This window comes from Halomonas sp. M20 (assembly GCF_020622265.1).
Lineage (GTDB): Bacteria > Pseudomonadota > Gammaproteobacteria > Pseudomonadales > Halomonadaceae > Modicisalibacter.
Window position 1 is genome coordinate 1 of the sequence record NZ_JACNMQ010000001.1, and the last position, 20,857, is coordinate 20,857.

21 protein-coding genes, 3 tRNA genes and 1 rRNA gene are annotated in these 20,857 nt (G+C 58.7%); 14 read left to right on the top strand and 11 right to left on the bottom strand.

Annotation, left to right across the window (positions count from 1 at the left end):
- Nucleotides 1-10: 10 nt before the first annotated feature.
- Nucleotides 11-126: ribosomal RNA gene (rrf, locus tag H7850_RS00005) — 5S ribosomal RNA — on the top strand.
- Nucleotides 127-353: 227 nt separating this feature from the next.
- Here rrf and hisC read toward each other — a convergent pair.
- Nucleotides 354-1,409 (bottom strand): histidinol-phosphate transaminase, encoded by a 1,056-nt coding sequence (gene hisC, locus H7850_RS00010; protein ID WP_227367355.1) that lies wholly within the window; start codon nt 1,407-1,409, stop codon nt 354-356.
- Between the two features lie 110 nt (nt 1,410-1,519).
- On the opposite strand from hisC, the gene H7850_RS00015 reads away from it, so the two are divergent.
- The 5 genes from H7850_RS00015 (at nt 1,520) to mnmH (ending at nt 6,789) form a co-directional block, all read left to right on the top strand.
- Nucleotides 1,520-2,416: an AEC family transporter gene (locus H7850_RS00015; RefSeq protein ID WP_227367356.1), complete on the top strand. Its 897-nt coding sequence runs from the start codon at nt 1,520-1,522 to the stop codon at nt 2,414-2,416.
- 254 nt (nt 2,417-2,670) lie between these two features.
- Nucleotides 2,671-3,126 (top strand): copper resistance protein NlpE N-terminal domain-containing protein, encoded by a 456-nt coding sequence (locus tag H7850_RS00020; RefSeq protein WP_227367357.1) that lies wholly within the window; start codon nt 2,671-2,673, stop codon nt 3,124-3,126.
- A 116-nt stretch (nt 3,127-3,242) separates the two neighbouring features.
- Nucleotides 3,243-4,616, top strand: coding sequence for a DNA repair protein RadA (gene radA / locus H7850_RS00025; protein ID WP_227367358.1), 1,374 nt, complete (start codon nt 3,243-3,245; stop codon nt 4,614-4,616).
- A 53-nt stretch (nt 4,617-4,669) separates the two neighbouring features.
- Nucleotides 4,670-5,707, top strand: coding sequence for a selenide, water dikinase SelD (selD, locus tag H7850_RS00030; RefSeq protein WP_227367359.1), 1,038 nt, complete (start codon nt 4,670-4,672; stop codon nt 5,705-5,707).
- Entirely contained in the window at nt 5,704-6,789 is a 1,086-nt protein-coding gene (gene mnmH / locus H7850_RS00035) for a tRNA 2-selenouridine(34) synthase MnmH (RefSeq protein WP_227367360.1), read from the top strand. The genes selD and mnmH overlap by 4 nt, the downstream gene beginning before the upstream one ends.
- 2 nt (nt 6,790-6,791) lie before the next feature.
- Here the strand turns inward: mnmH and H7850_RS00040 are convergent, their stop codons facing one another.
- A complete protein-coding gene (locus H7850_RS00040; RefSeq protein WP_227367361.1) occupies nt 6,792-7,481 on the bottom strand; it encodes a type 1 glutamine amidotransferase in 690 nt (229 codons plus the stop codon).
- Between the two features lie 249 nt (nt 7,482-7,730).
- Between H7850_RS00040 and H7850_RS00045 the strand changes: the two genes are divergently transcribed.
- The 3 genes from H7850_RS00045 to H7850_RS00055 all read left to right on the top strand — a co-directional run bounded on the left by H7850_RS00045 (nt 7,731) and on the right by H7850_RS00055 (nt 9,939).
- Nucleotides 7,731-8,897 carry a DcaP family trimeric outer membrane transporter gene (locus H7850_RS00045; protein WP_227367362.1) on the top strand — a complete coding sequence of 389 codons (1,167 nt, stop codon included), beginning with the start codon at nt 7,731-7,733 and terminating at the stop codon, nt 8,895-8,897.
- Between the two features lie 111 nt (nt 8,898-9,008).
- The gene (locus H7850_RS00050) at nt 9,009-9,302 is read left to right on the top strand and encodes an MGMT family protein (RefSeq protein WP_227367363.1); all 294 of its coding nucleotides are present in this window, start codon (nt 9,009-9,011) and stop codon (nt 9,300-9,302) included.
- 37 nt (nt 9,303-9,339) lie between these two features.
- Entirely contained in the window at nt 9,340-9,939 is a 600-nt protein-coding gene (locus tag H7850_RS00055) for a YjaG family protein (protein WP_227367364.1), read from the top strand.
- 216 nt (nt 9,940-10,155) lie between these two features.
- Here the strand turns inward: H7850_RS00055 and H7850_RS00060 are convergent.
- From H7850_RS00060 to H7850_RS00090, 7 genes are all read right to left on the bottom strand, one after another.
- Nucleotides 10,156-10,231 (bottom strand) — tRNA-Thr (locus H7850_RS00060).
- A gap of 19 nt (nt 10,232-10,250) precedes the next feature.
- Nucleotides 10,251-10,325, bottom strand: a tRNA-Gln gene (locus H7850_RS00065).
- A 6-nt stretch (nt 10,326-10,331) separates the two neighbouring features.
- A tRNA-Phe gene (locus tag H7850_RS00070) sits at nt 10,332-10,407 on the bottom strand.
- 90 nt (nt 10,408-10,497) lie between these two features.
- Entirely contained in the window at nt 10,498-10,770 is a 273-nt protein-coding gene (locus H7850_RS00075) for an oxidative damage protection protein (RefSeq protein WP_227367365.1), read from the bottom strand.
- Nucleotides 10,767-11,867, bottom strand: a complete 1,101-nt coding sequence (gene mutY, locus H7850_RS00080; protein WP_227367366.1) for an A/G-specific adenine glycosylase — start codon at nt 11,865-11,867, stop codon at nt 10,767-10,769. The genes H7850_RS00075 and mutY overlap by 4 nt, the downstream gene beginning before the upstream one ends.
- Before the next feature lie 75 nt (nt 11,868-11,942).
- The gene (locus tag H7850_RS00085) at nt 11,943-14,252 is read right to left on the bottom strand and encodes an AsmA family protein (protein ID WP_227367367.1); all 2,310 of its coding nucleotides are present in this window, start codon (nt 14,250-14,252) and stop codon (nt 11,943-11,945) included.
- Nucleotides 14,252-14,701: an acetyl-CoA sensor PanZ family protein gene (locus H7850_RS00090; RefSeq protein ID WP_227367368.1), complete on the bottom strand. Its 450-nt coding sequence runs from the start codon at nt 14,699-14,701 to the stop codon at nt 14,252-14,254. The genes H7850_RS00085 and H7850_RS00090 overlap by 1 nt, the downstream gene beginning before the upstream one ends.
- 214 nt (nt 14,702-14,915) lie before the next feature.
- Here H7850_RS00090 and hisB point away from each other — a divergent pair, with 214 nt between their 5' ends.
- The 5 genes from hisB (at nt 14,916) to H7850_RS00115 (ending at nt 18,290) form a co-directional block, all read left to right on the top strand.
- On the top strand, nt 14,916-15,509 hold the full coding sequence (gene hisB / locus H7850_RS00095; RefSeq protein WP_227368508.1) for an imidazoleglycerol-phosphate dehydratase HisB: 594 nt from the start codon (nt 14,916-14,918) through the stop codon (nt 15,507-15,509).
- Between the two features lie 22 nt (nt 15,510-15,531).
- On the top strand, nt 15,532-16,173 hold the full coding sequence (gene hisH, locus H7850_RS00100; RefSeq protein ID WP_227367369.1) for an imidazole glycerol phosphate synthase subunit HisH: 642 nt from the start codon (nt 15,532-15,534) through the stop codon (nt 16,171-16,173).
- A gap of 83 nt (nt 16,174-16,256) precedes the next feature.
- The gene (gene hisA / locus H7850_RS00105; protein ID WP_227367370.1) at nt 16,257-17,012 is read left to right on the top strand and encodes a 1-(5-phosphoribosyl)-5-[(5-phosphoribosylamino)methylideneamino]imidazole-4-carboxamide isomerase; all 756 of its coding nucleotides are present in this window, start codon (nt 16,257-16,259) and stop codon (nt 17,010-17,012) included.
- Nucleotides 17,013-17,014: 2 nt separating this feature from the next.
- On the top strand, nt 17,015-17,788 hold the full coding sequence (hisF, locus tag H7850_RS00110; RefSeq protein WP_227367371.1) for an imidazole glycerol phosphate synthase subunit HisF: 774 nt from the start codon (nt 17,015-17,017) through the stop codon (nt 17,786-17,788).
- 7 nt (nt 17,789-17,795) lie between these two features.
- A complete protein-coding gene (locus H7850_RS00115; protein ID WP_227367372.1) occupies nt 17,796-18,290 on the top strand; it encodes a hypothetical protein in 495 nt (164 codons plus the stop codon).
- 10 nt (nt 18,291-18,300) lie between these two features.
- Here the strand turns inward: H7850_RS00115 and H7850_RS00120 are convergent, their stop codons facing one another.
- Nucleotides 18,301-19,446, bottom strand: a complete 1,146-nt coding sequence (locus H7850_RS00120) for an iron-containing alcohol dehydrogenase (protein ID WP_227367373.1) — start codon at nt 19,444-19,446, stop codon at nt 18,301-18,303.
- The gene (locus tag H7850_RS00125) at nt 19,443-20,825 is read right to left on the bottom strand and encodes an aldehyde dehydrogenase family protein (RefSeq protein WP_227367374.1); all 1,383 of its coding nucleotides are present in this window, start codon (nt 20,823-20,825) and stop codon (nt 19,443-19,445) included. Before H7850_RS00125 ends, H7850_RS00120 begins: the two co-directional genes overlap by 4 nt.
- Between the last annotated feature and the right edge of the window lie 32 nt (nt 20,826-20,857).

Here is a 20,857-nt window from a genome sequence, read left to right on the forward strand (position 1 = left end):
ACCGTTTACGCCTGACGACCATAGCGAGCGGGTCCCACCTGACCCCATGCCGAACTCAGCAGTGAAACCGCTCAGCGCCGATGGTAGTGTGGGGTCTCCCCATGTGAGAGTAGGTCATCGTCAGGCATCTATTGCGCCCAGCGAGGTGACGGCGTTACCCAGGGGTCTCCCCATGGACCCGTTTGTCGGGAACAAACGGGAACCGCTTCAGCGGGCCCGAAGGGCGAGTCTCAGGATGAGACGAGTAAAGTCCCGGTGTGCCGGCCAGATCCTCGTCAGGCACTTATTGCGAACCCCCGATCTCCTAGAGGTCGGGGGTTTTTGCGTGGCGTGGGGAGTAGAAAACCCGATGCTCAGTGGCAGATGGCTTCCAGCGCTTTCATCAAGCTGTCCATCTCATCATCGGTGCCGATGGTGATGCGCAGAAAGTCGCGTAGCGCTTCGGTATTGAAGTGGCGTACCAGGATGCCACGCTCGCGTAACCCAGTGTAGATTTGCCCCGCATTCTGCTTGTGATGACGTACGAGCAGGAAGTTGGCTTGTGAAGGCAGCACCTCGAAGCCCAGTGTCTCCAGCTGTTGCCGTGTCTGTTCTCGGGTGCTGATGACCCTTTCTCGGCAAGCATCGAAATGCTCGCGATCCTTGAGTGCGGCCACACCGGCAACAATAGCCAAACTGTCGATGGGGTAAGAGTTGAAGGAATTCTTGACCCTTTCCAGCCCTTCGATGAGCTCCCGCGAGCCGATGGCGTAGCCTAGGCGCAGCCCCGCCAGGCTGCGTGATTTGGAGAACGTACCCGTGACCAGCAAGTTGGGGTAGTCCTGCACAAGCGGTACGGAAGATTCGCCACCGAAGTCGACATAGGCTTCATCGACAAGCACCACGCATTCGGTGATGCGCTCAAGCAATTCGGCAATCGCGTTCCGGCCATGGCCGTGACCGGTAGGCGCATTGGGATTGGCGAAGATGATGCCTCCGCTATCTGCATCCAGTCCCTGCAGCGGCACCTGCCATTTATCGTCCAGGGCCACACTATGAGACTCGATACCGTACAGGCGACAATAGACTGGATAGAAACTGTAGGTAATTGACGGCATCGTTAGTGGCTTGTCTTGTCGAAAGAAGGTCTGGAATGCCAGTGCCAGCACCTCATCGGAGCCGTTTCCGACGAACACCTGATCCGAACCGACACCGAACTCCTCGGCTAACGCCTCTCGTAGCAGGGCAGCTTCAGGGTCGGGGTAAAGACGCAGATGGCTCAATGGGTAATCGTGTAACGCTTGCTCCACTCCCGGCGAAGGCGGATAGGGGTTCTCGTTGGTGTTCAGCTTGATCAGGCGTTCGCGGGGCTGCTCTCCGGGTACGTAGGGCGTTAGTTCGCGTACCTCGGGACTCCAGAACTTGCTCATGGTTTCTCGCTTAGACAGGATAGACTTTCGACCATGGTGACGCGGCGGCGCGGGCCGCGCAAGCGCCAGCGTGATAGGCTGTCAGCCTTTGTTTTAGGCCACATATTCCTATGCTTGCCAAGATCCTATCGACGCTTCTGCCGGTCTTCCTGATCACCGGGTGCGGGACGCTCTACGGACGATTTCGCACACCGGATATTCGCGGCTTGAATACACTGAACATGGAGCTTTTCGTGCCCATGCTAGTGTTCGCCGTGTTGGCTGATCGAGAGGCTCCCCTTCAACAATATGCGGCATTGGCGATCGCTGCAGTCGTCATAGTGTTGGGTTCGGGGCTACTGCTATGGCCGTTGGCCCGTTTTCTCAGGCTGGATATACGCACTTTCCTGCCACCGATGATGTTCAACAATACCGGCAACATGGGAATTCCCTTGCTGGTACTGGCGTTTGGCGAGGAAGCACTTCCCGCCGCGATAGTTTTGTTCATCGTCGAAATGCTGTTGCACTTTTCAGTAGGGCTGTACATGCTCAACCCGTTCACACCGCTATGGCGGGTGCTGCGTATGCCGATCGTCTTCGCCAGCCTGGCTGGCTTGGGCGTAAATCTGGGCGGCATTCCTCTGCCGGACTGGTTGCTCGAAGCGATGAACATGTTGGGCGGGGTGGCCATTCCACTGATGCTGTTCGCACTTGGCGTGCGCATGCTCGAGATCGATTTCAGCGATTGGAAAATTGGTGTGGTGGGCGCTGTGGCCTGTCCGGCCAGTGGCTTGATTCTAGCCTGGCCCTTGATCGTGTTGTTCGATCTTCAAGGAATACAGGCCGCATCACTTTGGATATTTGCTGCATTACCGCCGGCGGTACTCAATTATCTACTAGCGGAGCAATATCGTCAGGAACCGCAGAAGGTGGCCTCCCTGGTATTAATCGGTAATCTTGGCAGCTTGATCGTGATGCCAATCGTTCTGGCACTGGTATTTGCGAATTCAGTCGGCATCGCCCCATGAGTGCTGGCGTTTTAATTTGATCGACATGCACTGCTAGATACCTGTACTTTCGGTGCAGGCGTTTCATGCCGTGCTAAATCTTAATCGGCGCGACGCAGTTATTTTACGGTAGTGATACCAAGGGATACACTAATTGCCCTACTTTAGGATGAGGCGAGTTGCTGCTAGGCTGTTATCGAGCGTAGCTTGCCGTTATCCTGTAGATCAGCACGCCATGGTGGATGGTGCCAGACCCAATCGTTAGGAGGATTCATATGCAGATCAGAACATTGCTGGCAGGTTCCGCAATGCTAGCTTTGCTGGCGGGTTGCGCCACCGGCACACAACAGGGCGGCTCGCCCGGCATGACCACCGCTGAAGAACAGGGCACGACCTATCAAGGTACCTTGCCGTGCCGCAACTGTGCGGGAATCGATATCGATGTCACCCTCGAAGGGGATGAGCAGGCAACCGCCGCTGAGCGTACCTTCGATCTTGAAGCCAGCTATCGCGAGCATCCTCAGAATCCTCCTGCCGAGACCTATCAAGGGCAATGGGAAGTAATCAGCGGTACGGCAACCGATCCCGAAGCAACGGTTTATGAGCTCACGCCCCAAGGCGAAGGCCAGATCTATTACTTCTTGAAGCTCAACCCGACAACACTTGAGTTGATCGACCCCCAACTGCGTCGCTTCGAAAATGGTGAAATGCTGCGTCTACAGCGCCAGTAGCATCTTTTCGTAATGCGCTGACATCTCGAGGGCGGCCAATAAGCCGCCCTCGTTGTTTCTATAGAATGTGACAATAGCCTGTGAATACGCAGGAACAGGAGCAAAGAGAAGCCAGCATGGCAAAAGCGAAGAGTGCCTTTGTCTGTACCGAATGTGGTGCCGAATACAGCAAATGGCAGGGGCAGTGTTCGAGCTGTCGCGAATGGAACACCTTGACCGAAATACGCCTGTCGCCCCCACGGGCCGGCACTGGCTCGTCAGCAAGCGGACGTAGTGGTTATGCCGGTGCAGTTTCTCGGGAGGTGGTCGATCTAGCGGCCGTGGACCTGTCAGAGGTGCCACGCTTCTCGTCCACCTTCGGCGAATTCGATCGAGTGCTGGGTGGTGGCCTGGTGCCCGGTTCGGCGGTGCTGCTGGGGGGTAACCCCGGTGCCGGCAAATCGACGTTGCTGTTGCAAGTGGCCTGCAAGTTAGCTCAGCAGCGCAGCGCACTCTACGTCACCGGTGAGGAATCGCTGTCCCAGGTGGCGATGCGCGCTCACCGCCTTCAGCTTCCTACCCAGGGGCTGAAGATGCTTGCCGAGACTAGTATCGAAACGATCCTTGGAGTCGCCGAACGTGAACGACCTCAGGTGCTGATCATCGATTCCATTCAGACCATGCATCTGGAGGATATCGGCTCCGCACCGGGCGGCGTGGCTCAGGTACGGGAATCCGCCAGTGCTCTTACCCGTTTTGCTAAGCAGACCAACACCGTGCTGCTATTGGTGGGGCATGTGACCAAGGATGGCACCCTGGCTGGTCCTAAGGTGCTCGAACACATGATCGATGCCTCGCTCTTGCTAGAGGGCGGGGCGGATTCGCGTTTTCGTACCCTGCGCGGGCAGAAGAATCGGTTTGGCGCGGTCAATGAACTGGGGGTTTTCGCCATGCTGGAGCACGGCATGAAAGAGGTGAAGAACCCTAGCGCCATCTTCCTGTCGCGCAACGAGGAGCAGGCACCGGGCAGTCTGGTGATGGTGGTCTGGGAAGGCACTCGGCCAATCCTCGTCGAGGTACAGGCGCTGGTGGATGATTCGGCGTTGGGCAATCCGCGCCGGGTGGCGGTAGGGCTCGATCCCAATCGGCTAGCCATGTTGTTGGCGGTACTGAATCGTCATGGCGGCTTGTTTACCGGTGATCAGGACGTCTTTCTCAACGTCGTGGGTGGGGTCAAGGTGCTGGAGACCAGCGCCGATCTGGCGGTGTTGCTGGCAGTCGTCTCGAGCCTGCAAAACCGTTCTCTGCCCCGAGAGCTGGTGGTGTTCGGCGAGGTAGGGCTGTCCGGTGAGATTCGTCCGGTGCCCAGCGGCCAGGAGCGTATCGTCGAAGCCGCCAAGCATGGTTTTACCCGGGCCATCGTGCCTCGGGCCAACGCCCCCAAGACCTCGCCCGCTGGCATGCAGGTAATCGCCGTAGACAAGCTTGCCGAGGCGTTGGAAGCATTATGAATCTCTGCCCACCGCTGGGTTAGAATGCAAGAATCATTGGCAAGGAGAACTCGATGAGTGCCATTCGACTGACACAATACAGTCACGGTGCAGGATGCGGCTGCAAGATCGCTCCAGATGTGCTCGATGACATTCTGGCCAAGGCCGGGCCCGGTGCCGGCAGCTCGAAGCTGATCGTCGGCAATCAGGGCCGCGAGGATGCCGCGGTCTACGATCTTGGCGACGGTCGCGGCATGATCGCCACCACTGACTTCTTCATGCCGATCGTCGACGATCCCTTCGATTTTGGCCGAATTGCGGCCACCAACGCCATCAGCGATGTGTATGCCATGGGTGGCACTCCGGTACTGGCCCTGGGCATTCTCGGCTGGCCGCTGGACAAGCTGAGCGCGAGCGTTGCCGGCGACGTGATTGCCGGGGCCCAGGCCGTGTGCCGGGAGTTGGGTCTGGCCCTGGCGGGTGGGCACTCCATCGATGCCCCGGAGCCGATTTTCGGTCTCGCCGTCAATGGGCTGGTCGATCTTGAACATCTGAAGCTCAACAAGAATGCCCAGCACGGCGACTTGCTCTATTTAACCAAGCCGCTTGGCGTGGGCATGCTGACCACCGCCGAGAAACAGGGGCTGCTTCAGCCTGGCCACCATGGCTTGGCTCGGGAAACGATGCTCAAGTCCAATGCCATCGGCGTTGAGCTGGCCCGGGTCTCCGGCGTGCATGCCATGACCGATGTGACCGGTTTCGGTCTTGCCGGTCATCTCGCTGAAGTGTGTGAAGCCAGCGGCGTCAAGGCGCGCATCGATTACAAGCGCTTGCCGCGTCTGGCCGAAGCTGAGGCCTACCGACGCCAAGGCGCGGTGCCCGGCGGTAGCGCCCGCAATCGCCAGGCGCTGGGAGCCAAGTTGCCGACCATGGACGAGGCGCACTGGCAATGGCTGTGCGATCCCCAGACTTCCGGAGGGCTACTATTGGCGGTGCATCCGTCCTGGGCCGATGATGTGGAACGCATCGGGCGTGACTACGACCTCCAACTTCAATCTTTCGGTGAATGCGTCAAGACCGAAGGCGAAGCGCTGATCGAGGTGCGGGGGTGAATCACCCTCAGGTCGAGCCGGATCTTGCGCTGCTGGGCCAGAATCGCCTTTTGATCGACGTGCGGGCGCCGGTGGAGTTCGCCGAAGGCGCCTTGCCTGGTGCCGTCAATTTGCCGCTGATGGATGACGAGGAACGCCGCCAGGTCGGTATCTGCTACAAGCACCGCGGCCAGCAGGCGGCGATCGAGCTTGGTAATCGCCTGGTGACCGGCAACCTCAAGGCCTCCCGGATAGCGGCCTGGCAGCGCGCCATAAAGGCGGACCCGCAGGCGGTGATCTACTGTTTTCGCGGCGGTTTACGCTCACGGATCGCCCAGCAATGGCTGCTGGAAGCCGGCATCGAGCGACCGCGCATTCGCGGTGGTTGGAAGGCCATGCGCAGAGCGCTGTGTGCACATACCGATGCCGCTGCGGCGCGTCCCATGCTCATCGTTGGCGGACTGACCGGCTGTGCCAAGACCGAGCTCATACAGCGCCTGGAAAATGGCGTCGATCTGGAAGGCTGCGCCCGGCACAAGGGGTCGGCTTTCGGTCGTCATCCGCTCCCGGCCCCTTCGCAGATCGATTTCGAGCACGCGCTGGCTCGTCAGCTCATGGATGTTGCGGGTAGCTGTGTGCTGGAAGATGAATCGCGGCATATCGGTGTCGCCAATATTCCACTGACGTTCTGGCAGGCAATGGAACGCGCTCCCCGAATACGGGTGGAGATGCCTCTTGACTGGCGTCTGGCGCGTATCCACAAGGACTATATTGAGGATCTCTGGGCGACCTATCGTTGCCAATATGGGCAGTGGCTTGGCTGGGCGCTGATGCGTAAACAACTGAGCAGTGCCCTGGGTCGGCTAAAGAAGCGCCTGGGCAGTGCTCGACTAGCGCGTTTGTCACGGCTACAGCAATTGGCCTTTCGCGAACATGAGCGAGGCAATACTCAAGCGCACGAAGCATGGCTCGGACCGCTACTGACCGAATACTACGATCCGATGTATCGATACCAGCTTGAAAAACATGCCCGCACCTACCTGCATGTTGGTGATTGGGAAAGCTGTCTGGCGTTTGCCAGGGATTGGCAGAATCACTCGTGATGTCAGGCGGTGCTGGTTATCCACCGTAAAAGCACCCGATCGAGCAGGGCAGCCAGGCGATCGAGGCGTCTTGAATCGGCAAATATCTCCTCGCGGCCCTGTACGAAGGGTCCATCTGCCTCCAGCGCTTCAGGCACGTGCGCCAGCAGCGCCTCTACGCTGGCGTGAGTGACTTCCAGACGGCACTGGAGCCCGACCACGCGGCCCTGATCCCAGGCAAAGCCTTGCACCGGACTGGCTGAGCTTGCGCCTAGCGGTAGCGCATCCTCCGGCAGACCGAAGATGTCGCGGTGCCAGTGAAAGGCCTCGAATTGCTCGGGTAGATCAAAAGGGCTGTCCGGCGCTAGAGTGATCGAATGCCAGCCTATCTCGGCGTAGGTGCCTCGTGAAACGATAGCGCCCAGCTCCGCGGCGATCAGTTGCGCACCCAGCCCGATGCCCAGCACCGGCTTGCCACTCTTCAAGGCGCGAGTGATCAGTTTCTTTTCGCGTTTGAGCCATGGGTAGCGCTCTTCATCCTCGGGGTCCTGGGGGCCATCGAGCAGAATCAGACCGTCGCAATCCTCGAGACGAGGCGGGACTTCCTCCGCATAGAGGTGACAGGTGTTATGGCTATGGTGCATGCCCGTAAGCCAGTCAGCCATGCGGGCAGGACCATCATAGGCGGCGTGCTGGAGAAAGTAGATATGCATGATGAGATCATGATGGATAAAGCGGCTGTTGCTGTCTAGTCAGTTCTGTCTAGCCAGTATTGGCATAGGTGAGGATCGGTACGTCGCTTTTCACTACCGAGTGAGTGAAAACCAGGCCCTAGCGATTGCTGACTTCTATCAAGTGCAATCGGGCGGACTTGGACTATGCTTTGCTTGCGAACCGTTATTCCGCTCGACAATGCGGGTTACGTCCAGTCCATCCCATTCATGAGCATATAAGGCCTCTTTATGTCCCAATTTGCTTACCGTCCGTCATCGATCCTTCTTGCCGGCACCACTTCTTTATTGCTGGCTACCAGCGTTCAGGCCATCGAGTTCGACGTGAAGGACACTAAGGTTTCCATCTACGGCTTCGCCAAGTTGAACATGATCTACGATGCCGATGCGGATCTGGGCAATGCGGGCAACAATAGCGCCATTCGATTGGACGACCAGCAGGGGTCGGACGGTCATACCACCATTCATGCCTACCATAGTCGTCTTGGCTTCAAGACGGCGACGCCATTGCAGGGCAGTGCATTGAAGACGCGCATGGAAATCGACTGGTTCGACGAAGGCGGGGGCGACGCGCGACTACGTCATTTTTACGGCGAGTGGAACAACATACTGGCGGGCAAGACCTGGACCAACTTCGGCGTCGTCGGTACCGGGCCCGCGGTCATCAACGTGCGGCCGGCGCCGGGCCAGAGCAAGATAGGCCGTAAGGCACAGCTGCGCTACAGCTGGAACAACTGGCATGTGGCGCTGGAAACACCGGACCCTGAATATTACACCGACGAGGTTGCGGTAGGATTCAACCCAGACAACGGCGGCTATCAGACCAGCGATGACTACAAGGAAGGCCTGCCGGATCTCACCTTGCGCTACCAGAATGACTGGAATGCATTGTCCTATGTCGTTTCGGGGATGGTTCGCCAGCTGGAAGTCGACGATGGCGGCGGCAACGATGATAGCGCCGTTGGCTGGGGTTTGAACATAGGCGCAAAGTACGAGCTTGGAGAGCGAGTGACGCTGCGTGCCGAACTCACCCACGGCGACGGTATCGGGGAATATATGCAAGGCAATCCCAGCGCGCCCGCCTACTATGATGGCGACAAGGTCGAAACCATCAAGGCCACCGGCGGTATTCTGAGCACCAGTGTTGCGATCGGCCCGGGCGAGGCGCAGCTTGCCTACTCGGTCACCGACGCCGATCTCGATGATCTCAAGAAGACCGCTCTGCCCAACGTCGGCTCCGCCAACAAGCGCTACGAGAATGTCTATTTGAACTATGTCTGGACGCCGGTCAAGAATATCGATTACGGCTTGGAAACCAGCTATCAGACCCGCGAAGTGGCGGATGGCCGCGACGGCGATGCCCTGCGTTTTCAAGGTATGGTGCGCTATCGCTTCTAGGCGCTGTATCTGCAAGCCTCGCCGCGGCGGGGCTTTCCCTGGGGATGTAGAAAGGCGAGAATCCCAGTTCGTCCCTTGAGAAAAGCCCAGACAGTGCAGGATATAGAAGCGATGAGAAGCGAGCTGCGCGAGCAGATCTATACCATCGTCGCGCAGATTCCCCCAGGGCGCGTCACCACCTATGGGCGGATCGCCAAGATGACCGATGGTGCCACGCCCCGAGCGGTCGGTAGCGCCATGGGCCATCTGCCGAGTGGTCATGAGCTGCCCTGGCATCGGGTGATCAACGCCAGTCTCAAGGTTACCGAACATGGTGGCGCCGTGCGTCAGCGAGAGAAACTGCGTGCCGAGGGTGTTGCCTTCGATTCCAGGGGTTGCGTCAATTCTGAACTGCTGTGGCCATGAAGAAAGCTGAAGCAACGTCTGATAAGTGAAGGAGTCTATGAGCCAAGCATCCTCAACCGGTTTCAAGATGCGACTGCGCCAGTTGAATCGGCGCCAGCAGCTAGCGTTCATGGCCGCCTTGTGCGAGCGACTGATGCCCAATTACGGCCTCTATGTCCAGATGACGGGGGAGGGCGACATTCAGGGCCTGCGGGTCATTCTGGATCTGGTGTGGGAAGCGTTGCAGGTGCGTGACGCGCGTATCGATTTTGCCCGCCAGGCGGAGAAACTTGCAGCGCTCGGCCCGCCGGATGACGACGACAGCTTTGGCGCTCGTCGTGCCACGGAAACCGTCGTGGCACTGTCGGCGATACTCGATGCCCTCCAAGGCGACGCGCCAGAAGCGCCGCTGGAAGTCAGTCAGGTGTCCCGTAACGGTGTGCAGGCCTTTATCGAAATGACCGAAGGCAATGACGACGACGATGCGCAGCGCAATGCTGCCCGGTTGCGGGATCATCCGTTGATGGATGACGAGCATGACTTTCAGGCGACGGTGCTGGAGAGCGTGGAGGCGACGCTGGATCGTGAGGCGCTCAAATCACTGCGTCGACTGGGGCACAATGAGGGCGTCAGCAATCTAGGCTTGAGCCTTGATTGATGCGGCTAACCATGAACGCCCGGCGGTGTTGATATACGACCTATTAATGAGATCAGCAGTCTTTTTATGCAGATAGCTCTCTTGAACCCGGGGCAGACGAACATAAGAAAAGAAATTTGGAGGGGATTTTACGACGTATTGTATGTTTGCAACAAAAAAGCCGCCAAGGCGGCGACTTATCGAATACACAAACGCATGATTTTACTAATTTCGTTGTGGTGCTGGCACCAGGAGTCGAACCCGGGACCTACTGATTACAAGTCAGTTGCTCTACCAACTGAGCTATGCCAGCGCCTAACGAAGCGTTGGCGTGGCTGGGGTACCAGGACTCGAACCTGGGAATGCCGATACCAAAAACCGGTGCCTTACCACTTGGCTATACCCCAGCAATGTGGTGGCCAGAGACGGAATCGAACCGCCGACACGAGGATTTTCAATCCTCTGCTCTACCGACTGAGCTATCTGGCCGTTGCCAACGGGAACGTATTTAAACGTAAAGCCTTAGAGCGGTCAAGCCTTGCATTCCAGAAAGATGCCAAGTCCGAAATATCGGCATGCTCACGTTGAAGGGGGCACATACCCTTCTGCCTGATCGGTGTCACGATTATCGAAAAAGCGCTCCATTTGCTCCATCAGATATTCCCGCGTTTGCGGCTCGAGCAGATTGAGATGTTTTTCGTTGATCAGGCGGGTCTGATGAGCCTGCCATTCTTCCCAGGCCTGCTTCGACACGGTGCGCTGAATTTCCTGGCCCTTCTCTCCTGGTAGTGGGGGAAACGGCAAGGCTTCCAGTTCCTGCTGATACTTACGGCAAAATACGGTCTGACTCAACGTTCGTTCTCCTCGGCGTGGATGGTCAATTGTGTCAAGCGTTCGAGTAGCGACTTGACCGGTGCGGCAAGTCCAATGCTGGCAGGAGTATGCGGGTTATACCAGTGCCCACCGGGCTCGCCAACGACATTCGGCTCACCATCCAGAGCGGCAGGCCGGGGCTGAATTTTCAAACGGAAATGACTGAAGGTATGGGTGAACGCATTCCAGGAAGGCGCGAGCCTGGCTGCAGGCGCATTCTGATCGAGCCATTTCTGCAGCGCCTGGTCGTCATCGAACTGCGGAAAACACCACAGACCGCCCCAGATGCCGCTGGGTGGACGCTGCTCCAGCAGCACATGCCCCCTGCCATCCTGCAGCAGCAACATCTGCGTGCTGCGCTCGGGCAATGTCTTCCGTGGCTTGCTTTCCGGAAAGCGCTTTTCCTCGCCTCGGGCATGGGCCTGGCAGACATCGGCAAAAGGGCAGAGCAGGCAGCTGGGTTTACTACGAGTGCACAGCATTGCTCCCAGATCCATCATCGCCTGAGTATAATCAGGAAGACGCGTCTCAGGCGTGTAGTGCTCCGCGAGCTGCCATAGGGTGCGCTCCACTGCGGGTCGTCCCGGCCAGCCTTCGACCGCATGCAGACGACTCAGTACGCGCTTGACGTTGCCATCGAGAATCGCAGCGCGACGTCCGGTGCTGATGCTGATGATAGCGCCTGCGGTGGAGCGCCCAATACCGGGAAGCGCCATCATGGCCTCCAGGCTATGTACTGGGAACTCACTATCGTGCTCAGCCACTACAAGCTGCGCTGCACGGTGCAGATTGCGCGCCCGGGCGTAGTAGCCAAGCCCTGTCCATAGATGCAGCACCTCGTCCAGGGGGGCCTTGGCCAAGTCCTCGACACCTGGGAAACGCGCCATGAAGCGCTCATAATAAGGAATGACGGTGGCAACCTGGGTCTGCTGCAGCATTATCTCGGAGATCCAGACGCGATAAGGTGTCCTGTTCTGCTGCCAGGGCAGCGTCTTGCGGCCATGACGTTCGAACCACTCAAAGAGACGCGCTTGAAACGTAGTCGCCGTCAGATCAATAGAATGTGATTGGCTCATAGCTCCCGAACTTGAAACCGCCATAAAAAAAGCGCCGACGAAATAGTCGGCGCACAACTGGCTTGCTAATGATGCTCACTTGAATAGACCGCGTAGAGCGTCACCGAGTTCCTCGCTGGCATCTTTTCCTAGGCGCTTTTCAAGCTCCTTGCCGATCTTCTCGTCAATCTTCTCGCTGGCCTTGCGCTTGACCTCATCTCGGGCAAGCCCGGTCAGCGATTGCTGAAAGGCCTGGCGGTCGAACCCGCACCACTGCTTGGGCTCACCCTCGAGAGTACCTTCACAGTGGAGAGGCAGTGGTACCTGCTCCAGACGAGGGTTGACCTTGCAGGCGGCATCCACGGTATCGACGAAACGTGCCCGGGCGTCGTAATCGAAACGTTGGGTAGGCAGGTTCAGCCGGCCGTCCCCGGTAAGCTCGATACCGGGAATGACGATCTTGAGGTCGTCATTATGGGCGACGCCATTGACCACCCGAATACTGCCGGACAAGCGCTCGAACTGAGTGTCCTTGCTCCAGTCTCGGGTCGTCTTTTCGCCCTCGAGCATGGCCACCGCAGTGCACAGCTCCTGAGACACGTTGACATCGAAAACGGCGCCATCCGCCACCTGAAAGTTGGCGTTACCATTGAGATTGCTCATCAAGGTATCCGGTGCGTTCGTCCGGGAAGTGAAATCGCCGTCAAGATTGAGGCGCCCGCGCAGGGGCGAGGGCTCGCCGCTGTAATCCTCGACCAGGGGCACGATCTGCACGTTTTGCAACTGCGGCGCGAAGGCCCATCGAATAGGCGTTTCTCGAACGTCCAACGTGGCCCCGGCATTGAGCGTACCGTCGTAGAGCCGGGCATCGAAGCGCTCCAGCGCCAGGCGCCCGTCGCTGCCCTTTAGAATCAGGGAAGGCTGTGACAATGTCAGGTTCTTGACCTTGAGCTCTGTCAGGGAAAGCTTGCCATCCAGAGTCAGGTCTTGCAGCGCATCGACCGGTACCAGTTCATTCGTTTCTTCCTGAGCATAGGCGGAGTCGATCCCCAGTGGTTCAAGAAAAGCGGTGCTTTCCTTGGCGTCCTCTTCCTCGATCGGAGGTAGATAATCATCGAGATTCAGGCGTTCGCCCTCGAGATCGAATATATATGCCTTGCCATCCAGGCCGATTCCCAACTGCCCGCCAAAGGTATTGTCATCCATCACCAGGGTCAGGTTGGTCAGGTTGGCCTTCTGCATATCGCCTTTTATCGGGCTGGTAAGTGCTACCTGGGACAGTGCCTCATCGTCCGCGGTATTCAACGTGCTACCGAAGCGTTCGAGCCAGGGTCTTAGCGACATGGGCGCCAGCTTGATTTGCCCGGTGTAATTCGGCGAATTCAAGAGCTCGGTGAAAGACAGCGTGCCTGTGAGCTTGAGCCCTTTCTCACTGGTCAACAACAGATCCTGTATCTGGGCGGTTTGCTGCTCGGTATTCGCCTCGCCTTCGAAACTAAGATCCAATGGCAGCGGCTTTTCGCCCAGCGCAGGGTGCGCGAGGTTGGCCTTGATCTCAGCGCCTTCGAGTCGATAGTCGCCGCTATTGATCTCGCCCAGCACCTGCTTGGCCTTGAGGGAGAGCGTCTGTTTGCGGTCCGGCAACTGCGTCATTTCAGTTTGAGACTCAAGATTCAAGCCTTCGAGCACGTAGCGGCCATCGTCCAGACCGAGGCGCACCTTGGTCTTGAGATCGACCTTACTGGAAAGCTGCGGTACCACGCTGTCTACCAGGAAGCTGCTCTTGACTGGAAAGGCATTCTCGGGATTGACGTTACTGCTGCTGAGCGCCAGATCGCGCACGGTGACATCTAGATCGCTGCGTCGATCGGCATAGCTGACCTGGCTGTTGCTTACTTCGACATTGGCAATGTCGAGCGCTACATCCGGTTCATCCTGCTTCATGGCCGGTCCTGCGGATGTAGGTGCCAAAGCTTTCTCGGTTTCCTCATCCTGCAGGCGCTGCAATAACGTTTCCCAGTTTCCGAGACCTTGTTCATCGCGCACAAGATCGAGCCGCATGCCGTCTAGCGTCAACCCATCGATGGCAATATCACCGGTGAGCAGAGGTGCAAATGCCAGACTGACTTCGGCGCTATCGATAGCCGCAAAAGGCGTATCTTCCTGGGGTTGCTCGGGCAACCAGGCACGAGCATCTTCCACGCTGACCCCTAGTCGCGGATAGAACGACCAATTCAAGGGGCCTTCCAGAGCCAGCTCCAGGCCGCTCTGTTCGCGCACTGCTTCAACCAGCCGAGGCTTCAAGTCATTGGGATCGAAGAATGTGGTCACATAGACCACGGCGGCTACCACTATCAGCCCCAATATGCCAATGACGGCCAATAGCGTCCGCACCAACCTTTTCATCAATAACCTCCTGCTGCCAACGGATTGAGTTCGAAATAAACGCCGCCGGCCTTTGGACGATAGCCCAGACGGGTTAACAACAGCTGATCTTCCAGCTGTAACTGCGTCGCCTCGACGCGCAATGTATTGCTCTGCTCACGCGCCGCTTCTGCAATGAGAGCCATTAGCCGCGACCCGATACCACGCCGACGCATGCTTTTACGTACGCAGAAATAGGCAAGCCACCAAGTGTCTGCTTCCTTCTGTACGCTGACCGCCGCCAATAGCCGATCATCGAACAGCGCACAATAGAATACGCCGCCGCCGTTTAGATGCGATTGAACGAACGTATTAGCATTCTGAGGCAAGCGTTCACTAGGCGCATCATGATAGATACGTGAAAGATCGATTTTCACCTGAGCTTGAGCTTCCCAGCACGCATGATCGACTTCTGTGAGCATTACGGCCATGCTCTATCCTCTTGATGCGACTATCGTCCTGAGGTTCCTGTCCCGCATTGTAGCGGATGGCCATGACGATTCTCTATAATGACAGATCAAGCTAAAGAAGCGCTCCTTCCAAGCGCTTGTGTGCGATCCAATTCACAATCATTCACCATTTACCTTGCGTGAGTATCCGGATGGAGACCCCCCGATGGAGACAGCCCGGCTGGATAGCTCGGATGTGGCCGAGCGTATTGCCACAGTATCCCGCGATACCTTGGAAACCCAGATCACGGTCAGTGTGAATCTGGATGGCCAAGGCCATTTTGCAGCCGAGACCGGCGTGCCGTTTCTCGACCACATGCTCGAGCAGATTGCCCGCCATGGCCTGATCGATCTGGACATCCACGCCAAAGGCGATCTGCATATCGATGAGCATCACACCGTCGAGGATATTGGCATTACTCTGGGCCAGGCCTTTGCCAAGGCGCTTATCGACAAGCGTGGCATTCATCGCTATGGCCATGCCTATGTCCCATTGGACGAGGCGCTCTCGCGAGTGGTGATCGACTTTTCCGGGCGTCCGGGCCTGTTCATGGACGTCGAATTCACCCGTGCCGCCACTGGCGGCCTGGATACCCAGCTGTTCCGGGAGTTTTTTCAGGGGTTCGTCAATCATGCCCAAGCAACGCTGCATATTGATAATCTGAAAGGCTTCAACGCCCATCACCAGATCGAAACCATCTTCAAGGCCTTCGGGCGGGCACTACGCATGTCGATAGAGCGTGACACCCGCATGGCCGGGCAGATGCCTTCTACCAAGGGCTGCCTCTGACCCTCATTTTCAAGGAGCGAGCATGACGATCGCCGTCATCGACTATGGCATGGGCAACCTGCACTCAGTCGCCAAGGCGCTGGAACACGTGACTCATGAGCATGTGATGATCACTCGTGATCCACGGGTCATCGCTGGTGCGACCCGGCTGGTTCTGCCGGGTCAAGGCGCTATCCGTGACTGCATGGGCGAGCTTGAACGCACTGAATTGAAGGGCTTGGTACAAGAACTGCTCGTTGCTCAGTCCAAGCCGTTACTGGGCATCTGTGTCGGCCAGCAGATGCTGATGGATGAAAGCGAAGAGAATGGCGGCACGGCCTGCCTGGGCTTTCTGTCGGGAAAGGTACGCTATTTCGGTCAAAACCTGCTGGATGAAAACGACGAACGTCTCAAGGTGCCCCACATGGGCTGGAATCAGGTGAGCCAGCGCCAGCATCATCCACTCTGGGAAGGCATCGAGGACGGTACACGCTTCTATTTCGTGCACAGCTACTATGTCGATTCTCAGCATGATGGCCACGTCTTCGGCACGACGGCCTACGCCGGCGTCGAGGCGCATGTTGCGACAGGACGCGATGCGGTCTTCGCAGTACAGTTTCACCCCGAGAAAAGCGCTAACAACGGCCTTAGACTGCTCGAGAACTTCGTGAACTGGGCACCCTGAAAGCCAACGTCACACCAGGCTACGCCACTTTTAGAATATTCAAGCGACGATCCCCCTGGATCCCGCACTGACGAGGACACGACATGCTGGTCATTCCCGCCATCGATCTCAAGGACGGCCAATGCGTCCGCTTGAAGCAGGGGCGTATGGACGATGCCACGAGCTATGGCGACGACCCGGTGGCCATGGCGGCACGCTGGGTCGACACCGGCGCACGGCGTTTGCATCTGGTGGATCTCAACGGCGCCTTCGAAGGCAAGCCAGTCAATGGTGAAGCGGTTACCGCTATCGCCCGTGCCTATCCGAACCTGCCCATCCAGATTGGTGGCGGCATCCGCTCGGCAGCCACTATCGAGCACTATCTGGCGGCAGGGGTGAGCTACGTGATAATCGGCACCCAGGCGGTCAAGGAGCCGGCCTTCGTCAGCGAGATGTGTCGCTTGTTCGAGGGCCATGTGATCGTCGGCCTGGATGCTCGGGACGGTTTCGTTGCCACCGACGGCTGGGCAGAGGTCTCGAGCGTGAAGGCCACCGAACTTGCCAAGCGTTTTGCCGACGCCGGTGTTTCCTCCATCGTCTACACTGATATTGCCAGAGACGGCATGATGCAAGGCGTCAATATCGAGGCCACCGTGGAAATGGCCCGGGAAGGCGGGTTGCCGGTGATTGCCTCCGGAGGAGTAACCGATCTCGATGACATTCGAAAGCTCGCGAAAGTCGCCGACCAGGGCATCCTTGGCGCCATCACCGGGCGTGCTATCTACGAAGGTAGCCTCGATGTCACCGAAGCACAGCGTCTGTGCGACGAATTCGATTCTACTGCTTCACGGGAGGGCTGAGCATGGGACTGGCCAAACGCATCATCCCCTGCCTGGACGTCGATGCGGGGCGTGTAGTCAAAGGGGTCAACTTCGTCGGTATCCGCGATGCCGGCGATCCTGTCGAGGTCGCCAAGCGCTACAATCAGCAGGGCGCCGATGAAATCACCTTTCTTGATATCACCGCCAGTCACGAGGACCGCGCTACCACGGTGGAAATGGTCAGTCATATTGCCGGCGAGGTCTTCATTCCCTTGACCGTCGGCGGTGGCATCCGCACTTGCGACGATATTCGCACCATGCTCAACGCCGGGGCGGACAAGGTCTCGATCAATACTGCGGCGGTGATTAACCCGAGCTTCGTACGCGAAGCAGCGGAGCGTTTCGGCAATCAATGTATCGTGGTGGCTATCGACGCCAAGCGCGTATCCGCGGATGATGAAACGCCGCGCTGGGAAATATTCACTCATGGCGGGCGCAAGCCTACCGGGCTGGATGCGGTGGAGTGGGCACGCAAGATGGTCGACCTGGGCGCCGGCGAGCTTCTATTGACCAGCATGGATCGGGACGGCACCCGTGCTGGCTTTGATCTGGCATTGACCCGAGCGATTGTCGAGGCGGTACCGGTGCCGGTGATCGCCTCCGGGGGCGTGGGCAACCTCGATCATCTGGTAGAAGGCATTACCGAAGGCGGCGCCGATGCGGTACTGGCTGCCAGCATCTTTCATTTCGGCGAATACAGCATTCCTCATGCAAAACGCTACCTGGCCGAACAGGGTATCGAAATGCGTTTATGAGATTGTTATGTCCAAGGCCCACACACTAGCTCTGGTCGTGCTATTGACGGCTATTAGCCCTGCTCGCGCCGAAACGGCATCGTCCTTTTGGCGCTATGATCACGGCCTGGTGCAAACCAGTCTCTGGACCGAACATTTCGGAGGAAGCTCTGAGTACGTTGAGCAGCAAAGCCTGGTCGGCATCGAGCTTCATAATCCACAGCGCTGGTTCGCCGGCACGGCCTGGTTCAAGAACTCTTTCGACCAACCCACCTGGTATTTCTATGGCGGGCGTGAAATCCCGCTATGGCAGCTTAGCCACGGCATCAGTGTGCGCGCCAAACTCACCGCCGGACTGCTGCGCGGCTATGATGGTGACAAACGCGACAACATTCCGCTCAATCATTTAGGCATTGCCCCCGCCATACTGCCGACCATCGGGTTACGTTGGAAGCGCCTGGAAGGGGATTTGATCGTCTTCGGTACCGCCGGGATGATGTTTACCGGCGGCTTGCGCTTCTAGAGCATTTTCATTACATGCTGTTTCGGAACAACTCCTTGAGGTTCTCGACGGTCAATTCCACCGGATTCCCGGCGCAGCTTGGGTCTTCAATGGCCATTGCAGCCAGTTCGTCGATACGACTCGGGTTGGCGCCCATATCCGACAGCTTGCGCGGAATGCCCATCTGGTCGTTGAACTGCTGTACGAAGGACACGAACCCCTCGAAGCCGCCGTCGATGTCCAGATAGGCGGCGACCCTGTCGAAACGATCGCGAATGCTGTCGGCGTTGAAGGCCAGCACCGCCGGCATGCAGACGGCATTGGTGGTGCCGTGATGGGTATTGAACACCGCCCCGATCGGGTGACTCATGGCATGAATTGCCCCTAGCCCCTTCTGGAAGGCGGTGGCGCCCATCATCGCCGCGCTCATCATCTGGGCACGCGCCTCTATGTCGCTGCCGTCGGCATAGGCCTGGGGCAGGTACTCCTTGACCAGCCGCATGCCTTCCAGGGCGATGCCCTGGCTCATCGGGTGGTAATGAGGGCTGGAAAACGCCTCGACACAGTGAGCAAAGGCGTCCAGCCCCGTGCCAGCGGTGATCGACTTGGGCATGCCCACCGTCAATTCAGGGTCGCAGATCACCACCGTGGGCAAGATTTTCGGATGGAAGATGATCTTCTTCACATGGGTGGCGGGATTGGTGATGACGCTGGCACGGCCCACTTCCGCACCAGTGCCGGCAGTGGTGGGCACCGCTATGATGGGTGCGATGGCCTCGGCGTCGGCGCGCGTCCACCAGTCGCCGATATCCTCGAAATCCCAGACCGGGCGCGTCTGGCCGGCCATGAAGGCTACCAGCTTGCCCAGGTCCAGCCCCGAGCCGCCGCCGAAGGCGATCACCCCGTCATGGCCGCCCGCCTTGTAGGCCTCGACCCCTGCCACCATGTTGTCTTCCGTGGGGTTGGGGTCGACCTCGGCAAACAGGCCGCGCCCGAGATTCGCGGCGTCCAGGATATCCAGCGCCGCTTGGGTGATCGGCAGTTTGGCAAGCCCCCGGTCAGTCACCAGCAAGGGGCGACTGACGCCCGCCTGGGCACAGGCCTCGGACAGCTCCGCAATGCGACCGGCGCCGAAGCGGATCGCGGTGGGATAGGACCAGTTGCCAGTCAGCGTCATGGGGTCACCTTCTTCAGATGATAGGATTTTGGGCGGGTCAGGTTGTGATAGCCGATCACCGATAGCCCACCGCCACGGCCGGTCTCCTTGCAGCCGGTCCAGCATAGCCCCGGGTCGAGATAATCGGCGCGGTTCATGAACACCGTGCCGGTCTCGATCTGCTCACCCAGCCGCTGCGCCCGATCGATATCCGCGGTCCACAGGCTGGCAGTCAGGCCGAACGGACTATCGTTCATCAGCCGAATCGCCTCCTCATCGCCGGACACTTTCATGATGCCCACCACCGGGCCGAAGCTCTCGTCGCGCATCACGCGCATGTCGTGGGTCACCTCGGTCAGGATCTGCGGGGTCAGATAGGTGCCGCCGTCGTCTTCCGGCTTTTGTGCGATATGGGCCTTGGCGCCGGCGGCTACGGCTTCGTCGATCTGGTCACGGACTTCCTTGGCGAAGCGGACATGGGCCATGGGGCCGATGTCCGTCTCCGGCTCTAGGGGATTGCCCAGCTTGTAAGCCTCAGCGATCGCTACCGCCTTGTCGACGAAGGCCTCGAACAGGCTTTCATGCACATAGATGCGCTCGATTCCGCAGCAGCATTGCCCGGAGTTGAACATCGCCGCGCCGATCAGGGTGTCGACCGCCGCCTCGAGGTCCGCATCCTCCATGACGTAGCCCGGGTCCTTGCCGCCCAGCTCCAGCCCCTGGCCGATGAACGTCCCGGCCGCCGCCCGTTCCATCTCGCGCCCGCCATTGACGGAGCCGGTGAAGTTGACGAAATCGAATGCCCGCTCCGCGATCAGTGCCGAGGTGGTGTCGTGATCGAGGAAGACGTTCTGGAAGACGGCCTCGGGCACCCCAACGGAATGAAAGGCTTGCGCCATGCGCTCTCCCGCCAGCAGCGTCTGGGTGGCGTGCTTGAGCAGCACCGCGTTGCCCGCGATCAGCGCCGGTGCGACGCTATTGATCGCTGTCATGTAGGGGTAGTTCCACGGCGCCACCACCAGCACCACGCCGTGGGGAATACGCTTGATATAGCGCTTGAACGTCTCGTCCTCGCCCACCTCGATATCCGTCAAGGCCTCCTGGGCGATCGTCGCCATGTGGCTGGCGCGCTCCTCGAACCCGCCGAACTCGCCGCCATGACGTACCGGGCGGCCCATCATGTGGGCAAGCTCCGGCACGATGTCGTCGTTCATCGCCCCCACGGCGGCAACGCCGGCCATCACCAGATCGATACGCTCCTGCAGGGGCCGCGCAGCCCACTCTGCTTGGGCCGCTCGCGCCCGCTCGGCGGCCTGCATGGCCGCATCCCGCGACAGAACTTCGCGTTCGGCAAACACCGACCCATCGATGGGTGAAATACATTTGAGAATATGAGCCATAGTCGTCTCCCTTCCTCATGCCCGTTCGAACC

Excerpts from the sequence above, each read along its gene's own strand:
- H7850_RS00045 (WP_227367362.1), top strand. The coding sequence starts at position 7,731 with ATGTCCCAATTTGCTTACCGTCCGTCATCGATCCTTCTTGCCGGCACC.
- hisF (WP_227367371.1), top strand. The coding sequence starts at position 17,015 with ATGGGACTGGCCAAACGCATCATCCCCTGCCTGGACGTCGATGCGGGG.
- hisH (WP_227367369.1), top strand. The coding sequence starts at position 15,532 with ATGACGATCGCCGTCATCGACTATGGCATGGGCAACCTGCACTCAGTC.
- H7850_RS00090 (WP_227367368.1), bottom strand. The coding sequence starts at position 14,701 with ATGGCCGTAATGCTCACAGAAGTCGATCATGCGTGCTGGGAAGCTCAA.
- selD (WP_227367359.1), top strand. The coding sequence starts at position 4,670 with ATGAGTGCCATTCGACTGACACAATACAGTCACGGTGCAGGATGCGGC.
- hisA (WP_227367370.1), top strand. The coding sequence starts at position 16,257 with ATGCTGGTCATTCCCGCCATCGATCTCAAGGACGGCCAATGCGTCCGC.
- H7850_RS00085 (WP_227367367.1), bottom strand. The coding sequence starts at position 14,252 with ATGAAAAGGTTGGTGCGGACGCTATTGGCCGTCATTGGCATATTGGGG.
- H7850_RS00050 (WP_227367363.1), top strand. The coding sequence starts at position 9,009 with ATGAGAAGCGAGCTGCGCGAGCAGATCTATACCATCGTCGCGCAGATT.
- radA (WP_227367358.1), top strand. The coding sequence starts at position 3,243 with ATGGCAAAAGCGAAGAGTGCCTTTGTCTGTACCGAATGTGGTGCCGAA.
- hisC (WP_227367355.1), bottom strand. The coding sequence starts at position 1,409 with ATGAGCAAGTTCTGGAGTCCCGAGGTACGCGAACTAACGCCCTACGTA.
- H7850_RS00125 (WP_227367374.1), bottom strand. The coding sequence starts at position 20,825 with ATGGCTCATATTCTCAAATGTATTTCACCCATCGATGGGTCGGTGTTT.
- mutY (WP_227367366.1), bottom strand. The coding sequence starts at position 11,867 with ATGAGCCAATCACATTCTATTGATCTGACGGCGACTACGTTTCAAGCG.
- H7850_RS00020 (WP_227367357.1), top strand. The coding sequence starts at position 2,671 with ATGCAGATCAGAACATTGCTGGCAGGTTCCGCAATGCTAGCTTTGCTG.
- H7850_RS00115 (WP_227367372.1), top strand. The coding sequence starts at position 17,796 with ATGTCCAAGGCCCACACACTAGCTCTGGTCGTGCTATTGACGGCTATT.
- H7850_RS00055 (WP_227367364.1), top strand. The coding sequence starts at position 9,340 with ATGAGCCAAGCATCCTCAACCGGTTTCAAGATGCGACTGCGCCAGTTG.
- H7850_RS00120 (WP_227367373.1), bottom strand. The coding sequence starts at position 19,446 with ATGACGCTGACTGGCAACTGGTCCTATCCCACCGCGATCCGCTTCGGC.
- H7850_RS00040 (WP_227367361.1), bottom strand. The coding sequence starts at position 7,481 with ATGCATATCTACTTTCTCCAGCACGCCGCCTATGATGGTCCTGCCCGC.
- H7850_RS00015 (WP_227367356.1), top strand. The coding sequence starts at position 1,520 with ATGCTTGCCAAGATCCTATCGACGCTTCTGCCGGTCTTCCTGATCACC.